The sequence below is a fragment of the Candidatus Mesenet endosymbiont of Phosphuga atrata genome (assembly GCF_964020175.1).
Classification (GTDB): domain Bacteria; phylum Pseudomonadota; class Alphaproteobacteria; order Rickettsiales; family Anaplasmataceae; genus Mesenet.
The window spans coordinates 189,918-211,987 of sequence record NZ_OZ026541.1; the positions used below are offsets into that span (position 1 = coordinate 189,918).

Genomic DNA, 22,070 nt, shown 5'->3' on the forward strand with positions numbered 1-22,070 from the left:
CTTACTATTTATCTGTATTTGATAATTTAAGTAACACTGTAACTGACACAAGACTTATAAGTACTATAACAATTGCCAGTGGTGCTGCATCCATGTATCTCTCATCACAGATGAGCTCATACATTCGCGTTGTCAGCGTTTCAAAATTAAAAGGTCGAATAATTAAAGTTGCAGTTAGCTCTTGTATAATATCTATAAATGCAAGCAAGAAACTAAATAGTATGCTTCTTTTAATCAGAGGAATGTGTATGTTAATGCAAGTTGCTGTGGGACTATGTCCCATAGTATAAGATGCCCAATCAATTTCATTTGGTATTTTGCTTAAACCTGTCTCTATCGTTTTAAATGAAATGGCAAAAAAGCGGAATATATAGGAGTACAGTAAAGCTCCTATAGTGCCAATTAACGCTATTTCCACAGTGTATCTACTTATGAAGCTAGACAATTTTCCAAGAAAAGTAAGTATAGCTACTGCCACAATAGCACTTGGGACTGCATAACCCATAGATATAATTCGTGCTATATAGTAAGTGATTTTACTGTAACGTGCAGTATAGGCAATAGTAAGCGAAATTATAACCAGTATCGATCCTGCAACTAAGGCAACACCTATGCTATTTATAATAGCAATGTAGAATTTCAAATCATTTATAAAAAAACTTGTTCTCTGCACTGTCCAATATATTAAGGGAATAATAGGAAATATGAACCCCATAAGGACTGGTAATACGCAGATAAAATAAATTGAAGCCAAAAGTATTTTATTATCAACACTCCATCTACGCTGGTAGTCAGAGTTTATAATAATTGATGAATATAATTTTTGTCTATTGTTTGATACTTTTTCAGCTATCATAAATAATATAATAATCGATAGCTCTATGATTGATAAAAAAGTGGCAGAATATCGATCATGAAGTAAAAACCATGTCCTATATACTCCTGTGGTTAAAGTATTAATGGCAAGGATCTGTGATGTGCCAAAATCAGCAATAACTTCCATAAATATAAGTAATATACCGGCAATGATTGCTGGACGGGCCGCAGGTAAAGCTATAGAGGTGAAGATTTTAAGTGGTGACTGCCCAAGTGTTGAAGCAACAGTTACGGAGTTATTAAGGCTAGTAAAGCTTGAACGTGCTAATATGTATACATAGGAAAAAAGAGTAAAACCAAGTATTAATATACCACCACCTAAAGACCTGATTTCTGGAAACCAATAATCGTTTTTTTGTAAGTGAAATATTTCTCTAAGTAAACTCTGTATTGGACCTGAATATTCAAGTACATTGGTATAGACAAATGATACTATATATCCCGGTATTGAAATTGGTAAGAATAAAAAAACTTCAAAAAATTTACGTCCGGGAAATGAAAAAAAAGTAACAAACCAAGAGCTAATCACACCAAAAATAAATGATATAATACCTACTCCTATCATTAAAATAATTGTGTTTGATGTATATTCAAAAAGTAATGTATGTATTGCCCATTTAGCACTTTGCTGCTCTGTAAATAAGATTGATATTAATGAAACTAAAGGACATGCAAAAAGGCTTATTACTAAGAAAAGAAATACCTTTTGTAATAACTTTGACACTTAATTTAATTTGCTATCTCATTTAAATAAGTATCTAGAATTTCAATTCCTTCATCTATCTGTTCTTTAGTTATAATTAAAGGTGGTAAAATTCTAACTACTTGCTGTGCTGTAGTACCAACAGTCAAAAGCCCACGATAACATAATTCTCGCGAAAACTCTTTATTATCTGTGTTTATTTTGATGCCAAGCATAAGGCCCAAGCCCCTAATTTCTTGAATGATCTTATGTTTGTCTGCTAATTGTTGTAGCTTATCTTTTAGATACTTACCCTTATCTTCAACGCTTTTTAAAAATCCATCTTTCAACAACTCATCAAGTACAGCATTGCCTATTGATGTAGCTAGAGGATTGCCACCATAAGTTGATCCATGTAGACCCACACCCATATACTTAGCAGCGTTTTCAGTTGCAAGACACGCTCCAAGGGGGAAGCCTCCTCCAATACCTTTTGCAAGTGCACATATGTCAGGTTCCACATCAAAATGCTCATACGCAAACAACTTTCCAGTTCTACCAGCACCACATTGCACGCAATCAAAGAATAGCAATATGTCGTGCTCATTGCATAATTCCCTTAACTCTTTAAGAAAACTATGGTCTATAACGTTGACTCCACCTTCGCCTTGTATTGGCTCAATTAGAATTACTCCGATATTATTGTCGATTACCTTCTTAACGCTCTCTATATTTGGTTCAACGTTTTCAAACCACTCAACATAGGGCCTTAAAAAATCAGAAAATTTTGCAGGGTCATTTCCTGAACAAGCAGCAAAACTTCTCCCGTGAAAAGCCCCTTTAAATGTGATAATCTTGTAACGATGATGATTGCCTTTACCATTTTGATAAGATCTTGCTATTTTTAGCCCACACTCTACTGCTTCAGTGCCAGAATTTGTAAAAAATGCAGTATCGGCAAAACTATTTGCTATCAGTTTTTTAGCAAATTCTACAGCAGCTGGTATAGTGTTAATATTTGAAAGGTGCCATATTTTCTCGCTTTGCTCTTTCAATGTACTAACTAAGCGTGGATGGCAATGTCCCAAACTATTTACCGCTATACCTGACTGAAAATCTATATAACGTTTACCCTTAGTATCATACAAATATGCACCCTCACCATAAGAAAAATTTATATCAATTGGAGAATAAATTGGTAATATAGGAGAAATTGCCATAATTCTATCATAGGTATTATGTATTATTTTAAACATAAAATTTTAACGTTACAACATGAATAAATATAAGAATTTTTTTGCAAAGTATCGTGTAAGAGTTATTTTCTTAGCACTTGTATTTTCCATACTAACCTCAAGCTGCATACTTGTAAGTACATTTCTAACACAGAAAACACTTGCTCTTCAGCAAGATATGAGCTCAAATTTTAAAACTATCATCACAAATTCTATCGTAAGAAAATACAATAATCTTCTTACAGATGGATATAGTGAGCTGCACTCTAATTTTAACTACTTAAACCAACTAGTTAAGTGTCGAGCTGAATTGTCACAGCTAATTAGTGGAACAAGCATAGATGTTATTCTATATGGAAAGGATGGTCAGACGTTGTTTGATAGTAGATCAGATCAAGATAATTATAGACAACTATTAACACCAAGCGATCTGGAGCAGTTAAAAAAAAATGAGCATATATTTTACAAAAAGAATCAATTTCTAGTTTCAATTTTCCGGATATCAAAAGAGAATGGTGAACCCTTCTTGTTTTTAAAGATTGTTCAAAAATATTATTTTAATTTTCTTATTCAAATCAGTTTTGCATTCATGGCACTAGTGTTTTTATTTATTATAATAATGGTGCTATTTATTCGTCATTTGCATAACCAAAACAATAGGGTGATCAGTGTGCAACATGAAACTAACCTTAAGCTTGAAAACGCCAAGGCTTTAGCAGAAAAGGAAAATATAAATAAATCAAGATTCTTAGCTAATATCACTCATGAGTTACGCACACCTTTAAGCTCAATAATTGGATTTTCGGAAATTATTAAAAACGAATCCGCAGGACCAATAGAAAATCCTAAATATAAGGAATATGTAAACGATATATATGATTCTGGTGTTCACCTTTTGGATTTAGTTAACGATATGCTAGATCTTTCAAAAGCTGAAGCGGACAAATTAGTTGTAAGTAAAATCAGATTTGACTTAAATAAGACAATAGAATCTTGCCTGCAGGTAGTAACACCGCAACTACAAAAGAAAAAAGTAAGTATTGAAAAAATTATCACTGAGGGTCAACTCCTCATGGAAGCAGATCCAAAAAGAATGAAACAAGTGATAATAAATGTACTATCAAATGCAATAAAATTTACCCCTGAAAATGGTGTCATTAGGCTTAGAACAGAAAAAAACACAGATAATATATTAATTGAAATAAGTGATACAGGAGTTGGTATAATGCAACAAAATATATATAAAGTGATGTCTGAATTTGGCCAATCAGATAACAATTCTTATAATCAACATCAAGGAACTGGTTTAGGTTTACCACTGAGCAAAAAATTAGTAGAACTTATGGGTGGAACTTTTAGCATAAAAAGCGAACCACAACTTGGTACTACACTAACCTTGAATTTTCCTATTGAAACACAGGATTTTTAACGTTTCTTTATTGATTTTTCTCTTTTAAAGAGTATTATTAATCTAATATTCTCTTTATTAGAGAATAAATATGCTAGGAAATCATAAATATCAATCCATCGTGTCTTGTATAAGCATGGCACCTGTTGCCTTATGTCCAGTTATCTTTTGTTCTGCTTTTTGTTTTGCATGTCCATCAGTAGCTCCAATAGCTAAATGTATCAGCATTACTGCAACGGGATCAACAGTGATTTCTACAGCTGCTAGGTACTATTTATCGTATAACTTAAAGCGTTACTGTCATGCTAATGGTTATAGGCTACACTATGGTGATGGCGGAGAACTTATAATAAGAGACATGCCTCCTGATAGTTGTGAATCACAACACCTAAATGTTGTTACTGCACAACCTACAATGAAAGGTATGCCTCCTACTTACGAAGAAGCTAATGGACAACTTCCTTCATATGAAGAAGCCACAATTAGATCACAAGGAAACCCAAATGGTAGTTTAACTGCACTAAATACATCGCCTATAGCATCAGTTCACACAGCATGCAGACAAAATTAACAATTTATACAATTAAAATATTATTTAAATTCCCCTTTTGAGGCTGTATATTCATAAGTTCTCAGGGAATTTATACCTCTTTAGTTATATATCCTACATTCTCTATTTTTTTTTACAAAGTAAACTCTTAGCATACGAAAGCAGCTTATCTTTTGTAAGAGCATAGGAGCTCGCTTCCCAATAACTTCTAATTGTTTTTAAGCTTTCACCCAAATATTTTCCTTGTCTATATCCTATATTCCGCAGATCAGAACCTGATATAGGAAAATCTGGAATTAAGCATGAATCAGCAAATAATATATACTTCTGTATTTCACCAACATCTTTTTTTGCCTCTACACAGCAAACTTTTATTATATCCTTATACAATTCTAAACCAAATGAGTATATATACTTTTTTTGCTCTTTTTCTGATAAATCAGCTGATATGTTGTTTTTAAGTATAGATATTAATTTTTTCTTTTGTTTTTTTGATAGGCGTAAAAAGCTACTCATATATTCACCTATACTTTTTCTATCAGCTATAGTTGTACGCAAGAGCAGTGCTAATTTAACTATGGAATCAACTCCACTTAAAATCTTATGTGATAGAATATTGCATGAGACTTTATCTGGAATAATTTTCTGCAGGACATCACACTCCTGCATACTTACTAAAGTGGGTACCAAGTGGTCACTACATGATAATAGTTTTAACATTTCATCTCTTATTCTTTCTCCAGATAAACTAGATATCATTTCTGCATGCTTACTACATGCACTAAGTATTTTATCGCTAATTTTACCTATACATAGGTCTGCATGAAAACGAAATGCTCTCAATATTCGCAAATAATCTTCTTTTATTCTAGCTTCGGGACTGCCGATAAAACTAAGTTTTCTTTGCTTTAAGTCTTCCAGGCCATCAAAGTAATCATATACATTGTCGTATTTATCAGCGTATAGAGCATTGAATGTAAAATCGCGTCTTGAAGCATCTGCTTGCCAACTGTTGGTAAACTCAATCTCAGCATGCCTACCATCACACCTTATATCATGTCTGAGAGTTGTAATCTCAAATGATTGTTGATTTAAAACTGCTGTGACAGTACCATGTTTTAATCCCGTAGGAATAACCGTAATATTACTAGCCTCCAAGGCAGCTATTACTTGCCCTGGGAGCAAATTAGTAGCTAAATCGATATCATGTACTTCTCTTTCCAAGACGCTATCTCGAACACAACCACCAACAAATCGTATTTCTCCACCAGATTTTTCAATGGCCTCTATTATCAATCTTGCTTCTTCACTAGCTATCCAATTTTGATTTATTTGCATACCTAATAACTTGTATTTAACAAGTATAGAATATGATAAAAAAATGTAAATTTCTTCATTATTTTTAATCGATTTTAAATTTGATAATAAAAAATCAAATAAAAATATTTATTGACTGCTCAATGTTTTATTGTAAAAAAGGCATAATCACTTTTTTTGAGAAAGTATGACAGACAGTAGAAGTAGTGCAGGTTGTGTTGTTGATAATTATTTAGGTCCATCCAGTACTTGTACAGACAGAATAGCAAGAATATTTACTACAATAGCAGCTTTCTCACTTACCTCTTCTCTATCTAGTGCTATTGCTGCTTCTGCTTCTGGTATATATCTTCTTGATCGTGGATTAGAAGCTGAGTGCAGCACAGCAGCATTATCAACGTTTTCAATTGTAACGTCAGTAGTAGGGACGATTAGTTTTATTTCGGCAATAGGCATAAGCTATAGGCTCTGCGGCAATTATGACGTTTATAGTTCTTCTGTTTCTTCTATCTCTCCTCCCCCTACTACTCCTAGTATAGCAGTAGTACCAAATGGCATTAACTCAAGCCCTTCACCCTTATATAATATTAGCTCTAACATTTTACCTCAGCGTAGCAGTACTGACTCTGGTTTTTTATCTTCACATGGTGTAGTGCCAATATTATCAAAGTCAAAACCAATTAATTGTGTAGAATTTCTAGAATTTTTGGAAACAAGTCTCTAATTTAATATCACAAAATAAAGATTTATTTTCTATGTTTTAAGGCTAAACTAGCTAATAAATAAACTTAAGATTAGTAATGAATAATCAAAAAGTAAGAAAAGTAGTACTTGCATATTCCGGTGGGCTTGATACATCAGTGATCTTAAAGTGGTTACAAGATAAATATAATTGTGAAGTTGTAACTTTTACTGCTGATTTGGGTCAAGACGATGATCTTGCATTAATAAAAGAGAAGGCATCCGCATTAGGAGTAAAAGATGAGAATATATACACAGAAGATTTAACAGAGGAATTTGTTCAAGATTTTGTTTTCCCTATGTTTCGTGCTAATGCTTTATATGAAGGTTATTACTTACTAGGCACAGCAATAGCGCGTCCACTGATTGCTAAGCGTCAAGTTGATATAGCAAAGCTTGTAGGTGCAGATGCAGTAGCTCATGGAGCAACGGGCAAAGGTAATGATCAAGTAAGATTTGAATTTGGTTACTACAGCCTTAATCCTAAAATTAAGGTGATATCTCCGTGGCGAGAATGGGATTTAACCTCACGTAATAAGCTAATAGAGTATGCTAAGGTACACAATATAAAGATACCACAGGATAAAACTGGTGAACCACCTTATTCAATAGATTCAAATTTGTTGCATAATTCATTTGAAGGTAAGGTTTTAGAGGATCCTGGTATTGAATCTGACTATTCAATGTTACAACGCATTACTCTACCAGAGCAAGCTCAAGATAATCCTGAATATGTGGAAATAACCTTTGCTAAAGGTGATCCAGTCTCAATAGACGGTAATAAACTGTCGCCAGCAAACCTTTTAAGAAGATTAAATGAAATTGGCGGCAGGCATGGTATTGGTTTGGTAGATATAGTTGAAAATCGTTATGTTGGTATTAAATCTCGTGGTGTATACGAAACTCCTGGAGGTACTATTTTATTTCATGCCCACCGTGCTATTGAAAGTATTACTCTAGAAAAAGCAGCATCACATTTAAAAGATGAGATAATGCCTAAATATGCTGCACTAATTTATAATGGTTATTGGTGGACGCGTGAACGTGAGATGCTACAAGCACTGATTGATAAATCACAGAAGAACGTAAATGGCACTGTATGTGCTAAGCTATATAAAGGGTCAGTAACAATTGTTAGTAGAAAATCAGACAATAGCATTTATTCACAAGCACTTGCAAGTTTTGATGATGAAAATTACAACCAAAGTGATGCAGAAGGGTTTATCAAAATTAATTCTCTGAGGTTTCGTGTTTAATTTTGTCTTGAATAAATTAAATTTTTAACTTTTACTTAAAATTACTTTACTTTTTTACTGTATAATTATAATAAGCAATAGTGTAATTTATAGGTACTTCTATGGATCTCCATTATTTTCCATGTTTTGAAGTTGAAAGTTATTATATCGATAATAAAGATCATGAAAGCTTTCATTATCATGGTGATATGAAAGTTGATTTGGAGAATAAAGTATACTTTGGTCAAGATGGCAAGATATGGCCTTACCAGAAAATAGCAAAATATGAAGAGATAAGTGGTGAATTAAACAATATCTCTGGCATTTGTGCAACTTCATATCCACCTAAATGTTATTTGGATGTGCATTCATTAGAAAAAAGTCATTTTAATTTAAATATAAAAGAAGCCTTTGGTTCAGGTAGTGAAGCAAAGCCAGATTATGTACTGTCTACTCATGTAGACCTTCACTTTGATTTAAATAACAGTAACCAAGAGGTCAAAATTTTCTCTGGCAAAGATGAAAATGGTAATTTATTTTTCCTAAAACTGAAAGAAGGTAAATGCAAATGAAAAATTTATTAGAATTTCATCTTACTAATACAAGAAAATACATTGAATAATAAAAATATAAGTAAATTTTATTCACACAAATTTTTACTACACCGATATAGCATATAAGCAGTTGCTATATCGGTAGTAGTTATAAGGAATAAGTTTTTTAGCCAATAATTTGTATGCCATCTTGTAATAAGTTTTGATCAAATAAGCAGAGTAAATCATCCAATACAAGTTTCATTGTTTTTGCATCAGCAAATTCTTGATTTACACGGTATGAATGATCATCTTGTTCATAAACTGTTATACTTTTATTAGTATTAAAAGTTGTATAACGATCATTTAATACAAGATTATCAATAATAAACGAATTATCCGATACTCTAATATCTGTCGCATTTAATTTTCCTATTTTATCTCCAATATTATGAGAAATTGGATTGTATTTATATACTTCTGCTCTAGAGCGGATTCCATCAGAACTAGATTCTCCCCAATCTTTAGATTCAGATGGTTTTATAATGAATGATGGCTTTTCATCTTCTCTATAGTAGTCTTTCAGCTGAATTTTTTGTCCATCTATTAGGTTGCACTTACTTACATATATGATAGTTTCTTTTTCAGTTTTTGATGCTTGACCTTTTGAATCTAAAGAAGTTCCCTTTTGAGTTTTTTCTGCTATATTACCTTCTTGATCACAAAGAGCTAACTTATAGTACTTTTTTATCTCATTACAAGGTAATACTTTTAAATAAATATTATCTTCTCCTACCCTAACAGATCCTAGACCGTCACCACGTAAATCATAATATAATTCACCATTTTTAAAAAACCAAGATGCTAAATTTACACTACCAACTTTACCATTAAATTGGTTTGATTTCACTTCTATATCATATCTGTGATCTCTTATAGCTTCAATGTCTGGTTCGCAAGCATCTCTTTCTCTGATTTCTTCCTCTAATTTTTCTTGAGCTTCTTTCTTTTCTTTTTCCAATTTTTCCTGAGCTTCTCTTCTTTCCTGTTCTAGTTTTTCTTGAGCTTCTCTTGCTGCTTTCTCTGCTTCTAGTATCTTCCTACTTTCTTCAGCACAATCCTTAGTTATCTTAACTCTGATGTTGCTTAACGCCCATTCATTTAAGCCTAAGTCTATCCAATCACCTTTGCTGCTTTTAAGGTTTACAGTACCTCCTAACATCGCAAACTCATCGTTCTCTCTGACTCCCTCTGTTAAAGTTATTTTAAATGCATCATTTTTTGCGTTAAAAAGCTTGCCTACATCACATCCATGTCTGGTAGTGTCAATAGAAATTAAACCGTCATCTAGCTTACTTGTATTTATACAGCTTTTAATTTGTGATTTAGGGTTTATTTCTACTTCTGCATGCTTGGGCGTATTTTGATCTTTTGCTAAAATACTTCCATTATTCCATTGGTAAGCTGGATCAAGTAATTTTAAATCAAAATTCATTTTCATATTGCTTAATTATAATTAATAATTATTAACAAATTAATAATAAAGTGAGAAGAATGTTTGTGGAAGCGGTTTGGTACACGGATCGAAGTGGTTGCCAGTGGCACCAAAAATATACGGCAATTACAGGAGCATACACAAAAAATTCAAAAGATGGTGCGAAAAAGAAATTTGGGGGAAGTTGCTCCAATATACACAACAAGACCCAGATTTGGAAATAATCGATGGTACAATTATCCGTGCTCACGCCTGCTCGGCTGGATACAAAAAAAGCTCAAGAAGCTTTAGGGCGAAGCAAGGGTGGCTTTTTAATCAAGATTCATGCTACTGTTTTCGCTAAAATTTGTTCTCACACCAGGTCAAAGGAACGAAATTACACAGGCTGAAGTACTCATTAAAAACGTTCCATCGTAGTAGGCTGATAAGGGTTATGACAGCAATGCTTTTAAGGATGTAAAACCGCCAAAGAGGAATAGAAAAGTGCATACGATAAGCATATTTACAAAGAGCGACATCTGATTGATTTGGAAAAATCAAAAATTTCAGAAGGATTTTTTTCAGATTCGACAGGACAGCTGAGGTTTATATGGGACTTTTAAACTTCGTTGGTGCTCTCATTTGGCTTAAATGAAATTTTGTTCACATGGTCTAATATTTCTTTCTTTTACTGTTTTAAGCGGTCGGGTTATGTTTTACTTTATATCATTAAAAATATAGCTTGATTCAGTTTTTTGGATATTTTCTTTTTATTATTTTTCATGATTTTAAGCTAATAAATACTTTAACTGTTAAAATAATTATAAGTAATTTTTTTTACCCTTTTTATCACACCTTTTGATATTATAAGTGAGTTAATAGTACGCTTGCTGTTTTTATCTTTAATCCCGCTTAATATATCTCCATCTGTAATACCAGTACTGATAAATATCGATTCGCTTTTTACCATATCTTCTACTCTATAGATCTTTTCCTTATCCTTGATACCTATTTCTTCCGCACGTTTTTTTAGTTTATCAGTATCAAATATTAACTTTCCTTCCATTTGCCCCCCAACGGAGCTTAGAACTGATGCGGCTAAAATTCCTTCTGGTGCACCTCCAATTCCTACATACATATCATAACTATTATTTAGTAATGAAATAACAGCTGATATATCACCGTCATCTATTAATTTTACTTTTGCTCCACATTTTCTAATTCTCATTATTAAGCTTTCATGCCTTGGTCTGTTTAGTGCTATAACTACCAATTCACTAATCTTACAACATTTTGCTTCGGACAGCTGATATAGGTTACTTTCAATACTATTTTTAAGTGATACAATACCGTTTGGTAAGTTTTTACCTACCGCTATCTTTTCCATATAAACATCTGGTGCGTTTAGAAAACTACCTCTTTTTGTAACAGCAAGAACAGACATTGCCCCTCTGCCATAATTCGCACATACAGAAGTCCCTTCTAAAGGGTCAAGTGCAATATCAATCTCTGGACCCCTTTTTGTACCAACCTCTTCACCTATATAAAGCATTGGTGCTAAGTCTCTTTCACCTTCACCGATAACAACTGTACCATTCATATCTATAGAATTAAGTGTAGAACGCATCGCATCAACAGCAGCTCTATCTGCTTCTTTTTCTTGACCTAAACCAAGCAAATTATATGCAGCCATAGCTGCGCTTTCTGTTGCTTCAACCAATTTAGGAATTAAATCTTCTATCATCTCTTTTTAGAAATCTAATGTGTAGCAAATATTATGTATTATTTATTTTATTTAGAATAGCATTAATAAAACTAATTTCACTTGCCTTATCAAGTAAATCAGAAGAAATATTTGTATATTCGTTTATTACCACTATAGCGGGAGTATCACAATTCACTAGTTCATACGCAGCAGTTCGCAGTATTGCTAAACTAATCAAATTTATTCTTGCTAAGGACCATTTAGAGTTTAGATTAGATTCTATTACTGAATCAAGTTTTTTTGGGTTGTCGATGATACCATCTAGTAACTTTAACAAAAACTGATTATCAAAACTATAAAATTCAAATAAATGAGCAACTTCATTTATGTAATCAATTAACTCTTCAGAATGTTTGTAATCTACAAACATGGCTGAATAGTAGGCTTGTATAACAAGAAAACGTGCAATGCTTCTTCTAGAATAACGGTCTTTTTTAGCTAAAAGTTCCATTATTTTAAAAATTTACTACATATTTCCATCATTCGTAACATCGCTAAAGCTGCATTACCACCAACATTTCTTTGGTTTTTATCAGCTCTGATTAAGACTCTCTCTTTACTATCAGCTGTAATTATACCCATGCCTAAGGGTACAGCATGTTGGATGGCAATCTCACCTAAAGACCCAATTACTCCTTTGCAAACATAGTGATAGTGATCTGTTTCCCCACGTATTACGCACCCAAGTGCTAAATAGCCATTGTAACTGCTACGATCACTCATAATTGAAAAAACAATTGCAGCCGGAATTTCAAATGCACCTGGCACATAGAGTTCATCATACTGAATACCTTTGTCATCCAATTTCTCTTTGGCACCAGCTAGTAGGTAGTCAGATATGTCTTTATAATAATCTGAAATTACAATAAGTACTTTAGACACTACATACTCTCATTTGAAACTTTTTTGATAAAAACAGTATTATCTTTAATTATAAAAAGCTTTATGGCTAGTTGTTGTGCGATTGTTATAGTGTTGCTACATATCCAATATATTATCAATCCTGCAGGAAAAGATGCAAAAAGAAATGTAAAAATATATGGCAAAAATTTTGTTACTTGCATATTTTCAGAAGAATTATTGTCATAACTTAACTTCTGTTGAATTATCATGGTCATACCAAGTATTATAGGTAAGATCCCAATTGAAATTGGAGGATTATAATCTAAAAGACCAAATAGCGTTAAAATATTCATAGGGTCAGGCGCTGAAAGATCATGAATCCAAAGACAAAATGGAGCATGTCTCATTTCAATAGTGACAAACAACACTTTATAAAGTGCAAAAAAGACTGGGATTTGAATCAGCATCGGTAAAAAACCAGACATTGGGTTTATATTATGTTTTTTTAATAATGATGACATCTCTTTATTTAATTTCATTTTATCATTTTTATATAATTCTTTTATCCGTAACATTTCTGGCTGCAATTGTTTCAATTTAAATGTTGAAGTATAAGATTTACTAGATAAAGGCAGCATAGTTAATTTAGTCAATAATGTTAGCAGCAAGATTGCTAAACCAAAATTTTTAAATACTGTATGGAAATATTCCAGAAGCATAAACACTGGCTTGGTTATAAAGTAAAGAACACCAAAATCCACTGCTTTATCAAATAGTGGTATTTTAAGAGTATTTTTATAATGATCTAAAAGTTTTAATTCCTTTGCACCAGTAAAAAAATAATTGATATGAGAACGGCTATTATTTGCAGATATTTCATTGCTGTGCTGTTTCATAAAATCTATTTGAAATTTGTTATCTAAAGAAGATGAAGCATGTTTAATATTGATGCTTGATGAGCCTTCTGATATTATAGCCGTAAACCAATATTTATCTGCAAAACCAAACCAATTTTTATTATTTTGATTTTGCTTTAACTTAATATTTTTTTGTGAAGAAATCTTCTTATAAGTCCACTCTTTCAATTTATCATCAAGAACGCCTACAGCACCTTCATGCGATATAAAGTAAGAATGTTTAATATCATCACGACTGCGATTTATTCTACCATAAGGTACTAGATGAACCTGTGTATTTGTACTATTTTCAACTAGTTGTTCTACTTTAAACATGTAATCATCATCTAGTTCAATTTTTATTTTAAATACAATGCCATCTAAATTATCCCAGTGGAGGATAATCTCTTCCCCACTACTTAACTTCTTTTTGTCAGCTTGCCAAATTGTTGATGAATTTGGAGTTTTTATCTTATTTTCTGGGTCTATCCAACCAAACTCAGCAAAGTATACATCTTTTGACCCGAGTGGAGACAATAGAACTACTTCAGAAGAAGTAGGATCGGAAGTTACATGATAATTGACTAAAGTTAAGTCATCAAACTTAGCTCCATTTAAAGAAATAGAACCATGCAATTTGTTATTGGCTATCTTTACTCTTTGATCTGAGCTGGAATTTATAATCTCATAACGATCTTTATATTTTAATTCAGGAAATGCTAACTCTGTGTCGTTTAAATTGATATCGTCAGCATTTTCTATTGCGGTTTTTTCATAATCAAAGAACCTTTCGTAGAAGATTCTCCAGCCAATCATTATTAAAACTGACAGAAAAACTGCTAAGACTAAATTTCTAACCTCTGACATATAATATTTTTAAATGTTAATTTAAAGTATATTATATTAATACTTCCAATACAATGAACTTTCTTAAGAATTATTTCTTTTTTAGAATTGGGAATTTATAGTAATTTCACTCTAGTAGTTTTTACCAAAAACAGCCACTGTAAATAATCCTAAAAACCAGTTAATATCCTCTCAACTAACTCTTTTACTGTTGGAACATAACCGTCTTTATAAAAAGGGTCATCTTTGAATTTATAAGCGTTGTGGCCAGAAAACATAAGTTGATTTCTAATATCACCACCGTTTATTATATTTTGCAGAGTTTTTTGTATGCAAAAGCTACGTGGGTCTGGCTTTTGCCCTGTTGTATAGTCATCATGATCTTTCCAATTACTAAATAAACAGTGGCTTAAACAACCCATGCAATTAATTTGATCCCTTCTTATCTCTTCAAATTTATCTTTTGTTACAAAAATAACAGTTGAGCTAGGTGTTTTTAATATCTCTGTATACCCCTCAACAATCCATTTATTAGATAGATTTTTATCTTCTGCTTTTAAATAAATTTTTCTATTTCTTTGTCCAATGGTTAGCTCGGTATTAAACACACTACTATAACTGTCTGAAAATTCTACTTGCCTTAAATTACGTTCTTTTAATTCACGTAAAAAATCATTTTCAATTGCAGAAGAATAAAAGCCTGTAGGACTGAATTTGTTTAAGTAAACATCTCCTTTCTTAATATTAAGCAGATGATTTTTCCATTCTACTGAAATTGGACTTTCTTGTGTTAACAGAGGGCGAGTACCAAACTGAAAAGCTATATGGCCTATTAGTTCGTTATCAAACCAGTTATACCAATCTTTTAAATACCACACCCCTCCAGCCATTACAATCGGCACATCACATAAGCCAACTTCATTCATAAATGATCTAATCTCTGCAACTCTTGCAAATGGATCTTGCGGCACTCTTGGGTCTTCATTATTACTCAAACCGTTATGCCCACCAGCAAGCCATGGATCCTCATAAACTACTCCGCCTAGTAAAAATTTAGATACTTTTTCATACGAACGCTTCCATAAAATTTTCAGCGCACGTACTGATGAAATTATCGGATAATAATATACTTGATACTTAGCTGCTATTTCAGCTAATTTATAAGGCATCCCTGCACCACAAGTAACCCCATGTATTAGCCCTTTTGCACCTTCTAATACCCCATTAAGTATACGTTGCACAGCTCCCATTTCCCATAAGACATTCATATGTATACGACCTTGATCTTTTGAAATTTCGTTCGCAACACGTGCCTGACTGATTGCTGCTTTTATGCTATGTTCAATGAGCTCATTATGACGCTCATGTCTTGTTTTGCCTTTGTAAATCTGTGGCACTATCTCACCGTTATCATCTATGAGCTTTGCATTAGCACCTGAAAAAGTACCAACTGCACCAGCTGCAGCAAAGGCTCCACAAGAAAATCCATCACTTATTCCAATGCCTTTACCACCCTCTATAATGGGCCATACCTCTTTACCAGAAAGTAAAACTTTTTTGATTACATCCTTTAAACTTATTTCCATTAATTTTAGTTAATTTTACCATTTCAGAGCTTATTATAATGAGTTTCTTTAAATTATACAATTAGTTACATATTAGGAGAAAAGTTTGCATCTCAACTAGCCCTGATCTACAATGCTGCAGCAGTAGTATTGCTACTTCAGCAAAATGATGATTTATGGATCCAAAGAAAGTAGAGTTAATCTTTTCAAGTTTTCAGCAATCTAACCCTATACCTAAAATTGAGCTAAATTATACAAACCATTTTACTTTATTAATAGCAATAATTTTATCAGCACGGACAACTGATGTTAGTGTAAATAAGATAACAGAACAGCTGTTTAAAATTGCTGATTCTCCACAAAAAATCCTAGATCTTGGAGAAAAAGAATTAAAGAGTCATATCTGCCGTATTGGTTTATACAACACTAAAGCAAAAAATATCATAAAATTAAGTATCATCTTAATAGAAAGCTATGATAGCAGTGTTCCCACAGAGTTTAATCAACTAGTCTCATTGCCAGGAGTAGGAAGAAAAAGCGCAAATGTTTTTTTAAATTCAGCACTCGGCATGCCAACGCTTGCAGTTGATACTCACGTGTTTAGAGTCAGCAATAGAATAGGCTTAGTAAAGGAAAAGAGCATAATAGGAACTGAAAGAAGCTTGCTTAAAGTAGTACCAAAAAAATGGCTCCTATACGCTCATCATTGGCTGGTATTACATGGTAGATATGTATGCAAAGCACGCATGCCACTTTGCAAAACGTGCATAATAAAAAATTTATGTGAGTATAAGAAGAAATGCTAATAATTTGTTACTACTTAAGATAAGTAGTAACAAAGTGTTATGACCTACCATAGAAGCCATTAGATGTGAGTTGTATAGTACTAGGAGCAAAACCATTTTTTCCTTCAGGACTTTCAAGAAGTGGAGGGAAGTTTGCACAATCTGTACCACCATTTTGCATAAAAGATGTTGCTAGTACTTTTTGCGGCTTTCCATCATCTCTAACTATTTGTGGATTATCGTAATAATAACTATTGTTACAATTTGATTTTACGCAATCTGTAAGCCTTTTTAATCGCGTTTTTAACGTAACAATATCATTACTATCATTAGCTTGTGTTTTACTTTCATCTTGTTCATTAGAATATCTACTATCAAATCTGTATTCCACGCTTTCATATTTTATCAACTGATAACACAACATAAGTAAGCATGTAGCTGCTAAAGTAAGTAGACACTACCTCTATAGGTAATTTTATGTCTACTATTGGATTTAAATGTCTTATTAGTAAAAATACACCAAAAGCAGCAGACATTGTAACAGTAGAAACTATAGTAATATTTCTAATAATTCTTTTCTTTTGATCAGAATGGAATTCCTCATACATGCTGTATGCAATACTTCTAATTTCTTCAATTTCGTTTTCATTATTAATGCCTCCAAGCAATGATTCTAAAGCACCTATACCGTCATTTTTTTTGACATAATGTGCCTCATATTTTCCTAATTGTTCTAGTGTTAATGCTCCCATTATTCACCCCCCACTTTTAATGAAATAGTATTACATAAATACCAACATAAGTCAATATGCCACTTATAGTTGAATCTTAAAATAAACTCTTAATATCATTTATCATTTTTGCGGTATCTTGTGCTTTAAAAATAGCTGATCCCATAACTAAAATATCCGCTCCTGCTTCTATAATAGAGGATGCATTATTTGTAGTGATGCCACCATCCATAGCTATTTTTGTTGCAATTTTTTTTATCATGCATTTTATTTTAGATATTTTATCTAGTTGTGAAGTTAGGAATTCTTGCCCGCCAAAACCAGGATTGACAGACATTACAAGAATTACATCTAGTTCATGTATTATATATTCTAGTACACTTGGATGAGTTGAAGGAACTATTGATATTCCAGCTTTAACTCCATATGATTTAATTTTTCTGATTACTCTGTCTAAGTGAATTTCTGCTTCTGCATGTATAGTAATTATATCTGCTCCCGCACTTACAAATGCTTCAATATGATCTGAAGGAGAGTTTATCATTAAATGCACATCGAAAGGCAAAGAAGAATAGGGCCTTATTGCTGATATAACTCCTGGACCAATTGTAATATTAGGTACAAAATTGCCATCCATAACATCTATATGTATTAAATCCGCACCTAAGTCACTTACCTTCTTAACTTCTTCCCCAAGCTTAGCAAAATCTGCTGAAAGTACTGATGCAGCTATTTGAACCGACATTTTTCTCTGCACATTTCATTAATAAGTATTATATTTTATCTCAAAAACTAGAGCTTACATTATAAACGTGTTTATTATAAGTAATACAATCTATAATTTCCCTTACTTGAGCAAAAGTATATCCTTTGTTAAAGCTGGTATTTATAGTAAAATCCGAAAGCTTATGTTTTATATGATAAGTAAGTTGTCGTTTAGAAAATAAATCAATTTCCTTTGTTGTTAAGCTGCGCTTTGTTAACCTTTTATTTTGTAATTGCAAATCTGCAGTAACAAAGATGATGAAATCACATAAATGGTGAGATTTTGTCTCAACAAGTAGTGGTACATCTAGCACTGCAAGCTTGCTGCTTTTCTTCCTCTCTTCAATGAGAAAATCGTTTTGTTTTTCTAGAACAAGAGAATGTACTTTAGATTCAAAAATTTGCCATTTTTCACTATATTGAAAAAAATACTTCCTAAGCATTGATCTACTAATTGATCCATCTATTACTGCATCCGGAAAATAGTCTCGTGCTAGGTTAATAATAGATTTATCTGATTGGTAAATTTTATGTACCATAGCGTCTGCATCAAATATAGCAGCCCCAAATTTTTGTAAACAACTTGCAACAAAACTTTTTCCTACCCCAATTGCACCTGTTAAGCCTAAAATGATCATATTTAGTGCACTTTATAGTTAAAACATATAAACATAATACATGTTAAATGTAATTAATGCTTTAAACAACGGTCAATTAATATGTTTTCCAACAGAAACCGTCTATGCTCTTTCTTGTAATGCTAACGATGCAAGTGCAATAGATAAAATCTATAAAATAAAAAAACGTAATAAAAATAAACCTCTATCAGTATTTGTAGCTAATATCGATCAACTTAAGGAGATAGCAATAGTTAAGGAAAATTATCTTACTCCCATTAAACACTTTACTCCAGGCTCAGTAACATTTATCTTACCTCTTAAAGAAAAGAATAGGCTACCAAAGGAGTTTTTCCAAGGTACTATTGGTGTCAGAATTCCAAACCATCCAATCGCTCTTAAAATATTAAACGAATTTAAAAATATAGTGGTGGCAACGAGTATCAACATTTCAGGAGAAAAGAGTGTATCAAGAGCTTGTGATATTCCAAACGATATAAAGAAGGAAGCTTCTATTATTATAGAAAATGATAAATTAGTTATAGGAGTAGAGTCAACTATAATTGATCTTACAATGGATGAAATTTCTGTTTTGAGAAGAGGTAAAATAACACAAGAAAACATTAAAACGGTATTTGATAAGTATGGAAAATATAATAGGGCATAAATCTGCAAAACAAATACTAATTAATAATAAATCTGTGCAATCATGGCTCATTTGTGGGCAAAAAGGCATAGGCAAGGCAACACTAGCTAAATCCTTTGCAAGCTTTGTTTTAACACATTCTTACGTTCATTGTGATCATCCAGATTTTCTCATAATTGAAGATCCTTTAATTACTGTAGAAAGAATCAGATGTCTAAAAAATTTTTTATATTTAAGCCCAAAATATTCTGACTATAAAGTAGTATTAATAGATAGCATTGAAGCGGCAAATAATAATGCTAGAAATGCAATGCTAAAAATATTGGAAGAACCAACGCAAAATTCAATAATAATTATAATTAGCCATAAACCTTATCATGTACCTGCAACTATAAAATCACGTTGCTTTCAACTTAAGCTATCTCCTTTAAGTTACGATGAGACAAAACAAGTCATAGCAAAATTTCCCTCTGAACAGAAACTGTGCGAAGAGTTACTTTCTCTGTTCTGTGGATTGCCAGGAATAATAATTAATACTGCAAGCAGCAAAATTAATGATCTATATCAATCTTTATTGAAAGTCTTACAAGGACAAAATGATTTCAAAACAATTGACTGCATAGTAAATACTGATGTTGAACTTGATACAATAGCTTATATTTTACAAAACTTGATCTTAAGAGTTGTAAAAAATAAAATTGGAATAGAGAAGCAGTCAAATGAAAAATTCATTACAGAAAATATTATTCATAATATTTCATATTGGTATGAAAAATGTCAGCAAATTATCGATCTTTTAGTTTCTGCTGAAAAATTTAACTTAGATAAAAGCCATATACTAACTAATTTAGTAGATATCTTGAATTAAAAGAAAAAGATTTAATGATATAATTAACAACAGCTATCACTCCATACTTTTGTAAGCAATCCATGAATTTCTGCCATATCAGCAATAAACCTTTTCTACAATCCACTGGCGGCACATGCTCTATTTAGCTAAATAGATTTTTAAAATTTAATGTAATTGTGACTTCTAAAATAAAGTAAAACGGCAGTCAAAATAATTGAGATTATGGTAGATATTAGCATTTTTTGCCATATGTAAGGATGGGTGGGAGCACTGCTGGCAAAACCAAGCTTAGGTTTATCATCTACTTTAACCATAATTGGCAATATACATAAGAAAACAATCCACCATATTAACATAAAAGATACAAAAACTATGAAATTCACGTAATTGCCTTCTGTAACTTGTCATCTACACATTGATCGTATTCAATCTCAACAGTAGCATGTGCTATGCTGAATATATCGCATAGTAATTTTTTCACATTATATATTGTATCATTATAGTTTATTTCTTGGCCTACTTTTATATGAGCTGTAATAATAAAGTAGTTTTCAGTAAGTGACCAGATGTGTACATGATGTACATCAATTACCTCAGGTATTACCTCAATGATTTTATTTTTTACTTCATTTGAATTTATATTTTTAGGGGTACCTTCAAGCAAAATATGGAAGGAGTGTTTTACTATTTTATATGCACTTCTAAGTATTACAATACTGACAAATACTGAAAGAATAGGATCGGCCATTTGCCAGTTAGTATACATAATGATAAATGATGCAGTAATTGCTGCTAAAGACCCTAAAATATCGCCGATGATATGAAGTACAGCGCTTTTTATGTTTAAATTATCTTCATCTTTTCTGTATAATAGAAAAAATGCTAATATGTTTGCTATTAGCCCTAAGATCGCAGTAAAAAACATGATTTGCCAATCAATATTTACTGGAGAGATAAACCTTTTTATGGATTCAAAGATAATTATTCCCGAAATTAAAAACAGCGTAAGACCATTGACAAACGCTGCAACTACCTGAATCCTATGATATCCATAAGATCTCTTTAAATCTGATTTCTTAGTTGCAACTTTATATGCAAACCAACTTAAAATTAGCGATATAAGATCAGTCAGCATATGACCAGCATCAGACAGTAGCGCAAGAGAATTTGAAATCACACCACCTACTACTTCTAAAACCGCTGTTACAGCTATAATGATTATAGCATAAATAAGAGACTTAGAATGAGATGAATGTTTACCGTTATGTATAGCAGTCATTTAAAATGTTTAATTATATACTTTAACAATATTGTAATACAATTTTTTGTCTATCGGCTTTTTCATAGCATATAAAACGTATTACTTACTAATAATACCTTTGTTAATTAAAAGGTTCTTTAGTTCTCCTTTCTCATACATTTCTTTAATAATGTCACACCCACCAATAAATTCTCCCTTTATGTAGAGCTGTGGTATTGTTGGCCACTCTGAAAACTTCTTTATAGCTTCTCGTAATCCTTGATCCTCTAAAACATTAATGTCTTTAAATCTTATACCAATTTCCTGCAATATCGATACTACTGCAAGAGAAAATCCGCACTGTGGATAATCTTTGCTACCTTTCATGTAAAGCACTACGTCATTCTCTTTTACGTCTTTTTCAATTTGCTTTAATAGGTAATCATCTTGCGTGATTGACATCTTTTGCT

Annotated in this window: 24 protein-coding genes; 8 read left to right on the forward strand and 16 right to left on the reverse strand. The window is 32.2% G+C overall.

All coding sequences use genetic code 11. The annotated features are described in order from the left end of the window. Positions 1-4 precede the first annotated feature (4 nt). Both AACL09_RS00865 and AACL09_RS00870 read right to left on the reverse strand, forming a co-directional pair. Positions 5-1,600: an iron ABC transporter permease gene (locus tag AACL09_RS00865; protein WP_339048138.1), complete on the reverse strand. Its 1,596-nt coding sequence runs from the start codon at positions 1,598-1,600 to the stop codon at positions 5-7. Positions 1,601-1,605: 5 nt separating this feature from the next. Continuing rightward, complete coding sequence (locus AACL09_RS00870; RefSeq protein ID WP_339048944.1) at positions 1,606-2,778, reverse strand: aspartate aminotransferase family protein; 1,173 nt, start codon at positions 2,776-2,778, stop codon at positions 1,606-1,608. Positions 2,779-2,833: 55 nt separating this feature from the next. On the opposite strand from AACL09_RS00870, the gene AACL09_RS00875 reads away from it, so the two are divergent. Beyond that, entirely contained in the window at positions 2,834-4,222 is a 1,389-nt protein-coding gene (locus tag AACL09_RS00875; RefSeq protein WP_339048140.1) for a HAMP domain-containing sensor histidine kinase, read from the forward strand. 115 nt (positions 4,223-4,337) lie between these two features. Beyond that, positions 4,338-4,772, forward strand: coding sequence for a hypothetical protein (locus tag AACL09_RS00880; protein ID WP_339048142.1), 435 nt, complete (start codon positions 4,338-4,340; stop codon positions 4,770-4,772). A gap of 102 nt (positions 4,773-4,874) precedes the next feature. Here AACL09_RS00880 and AACL09_RS00885 read toward each other — a convergent pair whose 3' ends face one another. Further along, a complete protein-coding gene (locus tag AACL09_RS00885; protein ID WP_339048144.1) occupies positions 4,875-6,089 on the reverse strand; it encodes a CCA tRNA nucleotidyltransferase in 1,215 nt (404 codons plus the stop codon). 166 nt (positions 6,090-6,255) lie between these two features. Here AACL09_RS00885 and AACL09_RS00890 point away from each other — a divergent pair, with 166 nt between their 5' ends. The 3 genes from AACL09_RS00890 to AACL09_RS00900 all read left to right on the forward strand — a co-directional run bounded on the left by AACL09_RS00890 (position 6,256) and on the right by AACL09_RS00900 (position 8,616). Next, positions 6,256-6,792, forward strand: a complete 537-nt coding sequence (locus AACL09_RS00890; protein WP_339048146.1) for a hypothetical protein — start codon at positions 6,256-6,258, stop codon at positions 6,790-6,792. Positions 6,793-6,868: 76 nt separating this feature from the next. Beyond that, complete coding sequence (locus AACL09_RS00895; protein ID WP_339048148.1) at positions 6,869-8,065, forward strand: argininosuccinate synthase; 1,197 nt, start codon at positions 6,869-6,871, stop codon at positions 8,063-8,065. Positions 8,066-8,166: 101 nt separating this feature from the next. After that, positions 8,167-8,616 (forward strand): hypothetical protein, encoded by a 450-nt coding sequence (locus AACL09_RS00900; protein ID WP_339048150.1) that lies wholly within the window; start codon positions 8,167-8,169, stop codon positions 8,614-8,616. Positions 8,617-8,764: 148 nt separating this feature from the next. Here AACL09_RS00900 and AACL09_RS00905 read toward each other — a convergent pair whose 3' ends face one another. The 6 genes from AACL09_RS00905 to AACL09_RS00935 form a co-directional block, all read right to left on the reverse strand. Then, positions 8,765-10,078: a hypothetical protein gene (locus tag AACL09_RS00905; RefSeq protein ID WP_339048152.1), complete on the reverse strand. Its 1,314-nt coding sequence runs from the start codon at positions 10,076-10,078 to the stop codon at positions 8,765-8,767. Positions 10,079-10,856: 778 nt separating this feature from the next. After that, complete coding sequence (gene glpX, locus AACL09_RS00915; RefSeq protein ID WP_339048946.1) at positions 10,857-11,792, reverse strand: class II fructose-bisphosphatase; 936 nt, start codon at positions 11,790-11,792, stop codon at positions 10,857-10,859. Positions 11,793-11,826: 34 nt separating this feature from the next. Then, positions 11,827-12,267 carry a transcription antitermination factor NusB gene (nusB, locus tag AACL09_RS00920; RefSeq protein ID WP_339048154.1) on the reverse strand — a complete coding sequence of 147 codons (441 nt, stop codon included), beginning with the start codon at positions 12,265-12,267 and terminating at the stop codon, positions 11,827-11,829. Next, positions 12,267-12,698, reverse strand: coding sequence for a 6,7-dimethyl-8-ribityllumazine synthase (locus tag AACL09_RS00925; RefSeq protein ID WP_339048156.1), 432 nt, complete (start codon positions 12,696-12,698; stop codon positions 12,267-12,269). The genes nusB and AACL09_RS00925 overlap by 1 nt, the downstream gene beginning before the upstream one ends. Further along, positions 12,698-14,422 carry a membrane protein insertase YidC gene (gene yidC, locus AACL09_RS00930; protein WP_339048158.1) on the reverse strand — a complete coding sequence of 575 codons (1,725 nt, stop codon included), beginning with the start codon at positions 14,420-14,422 and terminating at the stop codon, positions 12,698-12,700. Before yidC ends, AACL09_RS00925 begins: the two co-directional genes overlap by 1 nt. 149 nt (positions 14,423-14,571) lie before the next feature. Then, complete coding sequence (locus AACL09_RS00935; protein ID WP_339048160.1) at positions 14,572-15,987, reverse strand: NAD(P)H-dependent flavin oxidoreductase; 1,416 nt, start codon at positions 15,985-15,987, stop codon at positions 14,572-14,574. Positions 15,988-16,142: 155 nt separating this feature from the next. Between AACL09_RS00935 and nth the strand changes: the two genes are divergently transcribed. Beyond that, positions 16,143-16,772 carry an endonuclease III gene (nth, locus tag AACL09_RS00940; RefSeq protein ID WP_339048162.1) on the forward strand — a complete coding sequence of 210 codons (630 nt, stop codon included), beginning with the start codon at positions 16,143-16,145 and terminating at the stop codon, positions 16,770-16,772. A 37-nt stretch (positions 16,773-16,809) separates the two neighbouring features. Here nth and AACL09_RS00945 read toward each other — a convergent pair whose 3' ends face one another. The 4 genes from AACL09_RS00945 to coaE form a co-directional block, all read right to left on the reverse strand. Next, positions 16,810-17,142, reverse strand: a complete 333-nt coding sequence (locus AACL09_RS00945) for a hypothetical protein (RefSeq protein WP_339048164.1) — start codon at positions 17,140-17,142, stop codon at positions 16,810-16,812. Positions 17,143-17,146: 4 nt separating this feature from the next. Beyond that, the gene (locus AACL09_RS00950; RefSeq protein WP_339048166.1) at positions 17,147-17,503 is read right to left on the reverse strand and encodes a hypothetical protein; all 357 of its coding nucleotides are present in this window, start codon (positions 17,501-17,503) and stop codon (positions 17,147-17,149) included. A 76-nt stretch (positions 17,504-17,579) separates the two neighbouring features. Then, complete coding sequence (gene rpe / locus AACL09_RS00955) at positions 17,580-18,227, reverse strand: ribulose-phosphate 3-epimerase (protein ID WP_339048168.1); 648 nt, start codon at positions 18,225-18,227, stop codon at positions 17,580-17,582. Between the two features lie 40 nt (positions 18,228-18,267). Beyond that, positions 18,268-18,885 (reverse strand): dephospho-CoA kinase, encoded by a 618-nt coding sequence (gene coaE / locus AACL09_RS00960; RefSeq protein ID WP_339048170.1) that lies wholly within the window; start codon positions 18,883-18,885, stop codon positions 18,268-18,270. A gap of 40 nt (positions 18,886-18,925) precedes the next feature. Here coaE and AACL09_RS00965 point away from each other — a divergent pair, with 40 nt between their 5' ends. Then, positions 18,926-19,531 (forward strand): L-threonylcarbamoyladenylate synthase, encoded by a 606-nt coding sequence (locus AACL09_RS00965; RefSeq protein WP_339048172.1) that lies wholly within the window; start codon positions 18,926-18,928, stop codon positions 19,529-19,531. Continuing rightward, positions 19,509-20,378 carry an AAA family ATPase gene (locus AACL09_RS00970; protein ID WP_339048174.1) on the forward strand — a complete coding sequence of 290 codons (870 nt, stop codon included), beginning with the start codon at positions 19,509-19,511 and terminating at the stop codon, positions 20,376-20,378. Before AACL09_RS00965 ends, AACL09_RS00970 begins: the two co-directional genes overlap by 23 nt. Before the next feature lie 140 nt (positions 20,379-20,518). Here AACL09_RS00970 and AACL09_RS06325 read toward each other — a convergent pair whose 3' ends face one another. The 3 genes from AACL09_RS06325 to grxD form a co-directional block, all read right to left on the reverse strand. Beyond that, a complete protein-coding gene (locus AACL09_RS06325; RefSeq protein ID WP_410519807.1) occupies positions 20,519-20,716 on the reverse strand; it encodes a DUF1467 family protein in 198 nt (65 codons plus the stop codon). Between the two features lie 23 nt (positions 20,717-20,739). Next, on the reverse strand, positions 20,740-21,639 hold the full coding sequence (locus AACL09_RS00975) for a cation diffusion facilitator family transporter (protein WP_339048176.1): 900 nt from the start codon (positions 21,637-21,639) through the stop codon (positions 20,740-20,742). A gap of 81 nt (positions 21,640-21,720) precedes the next feature. Continuing rightward, the gene (gene grxD, locus AACL09_RS00980; RefSeq protein WP_339048178.1) at positions 21,721-22,062 is read right to left on the reverse strand and encodes a Grx4 family monothiol glutaredoxin; all 342 of its coding nucleotides are present in this window, start codon (positions 22,060-22,062) and stop codon (positions 21,721-21,723) included. Between the last annotated feature and the right edge of the window lie 8 nt (positions 22,063-22,070).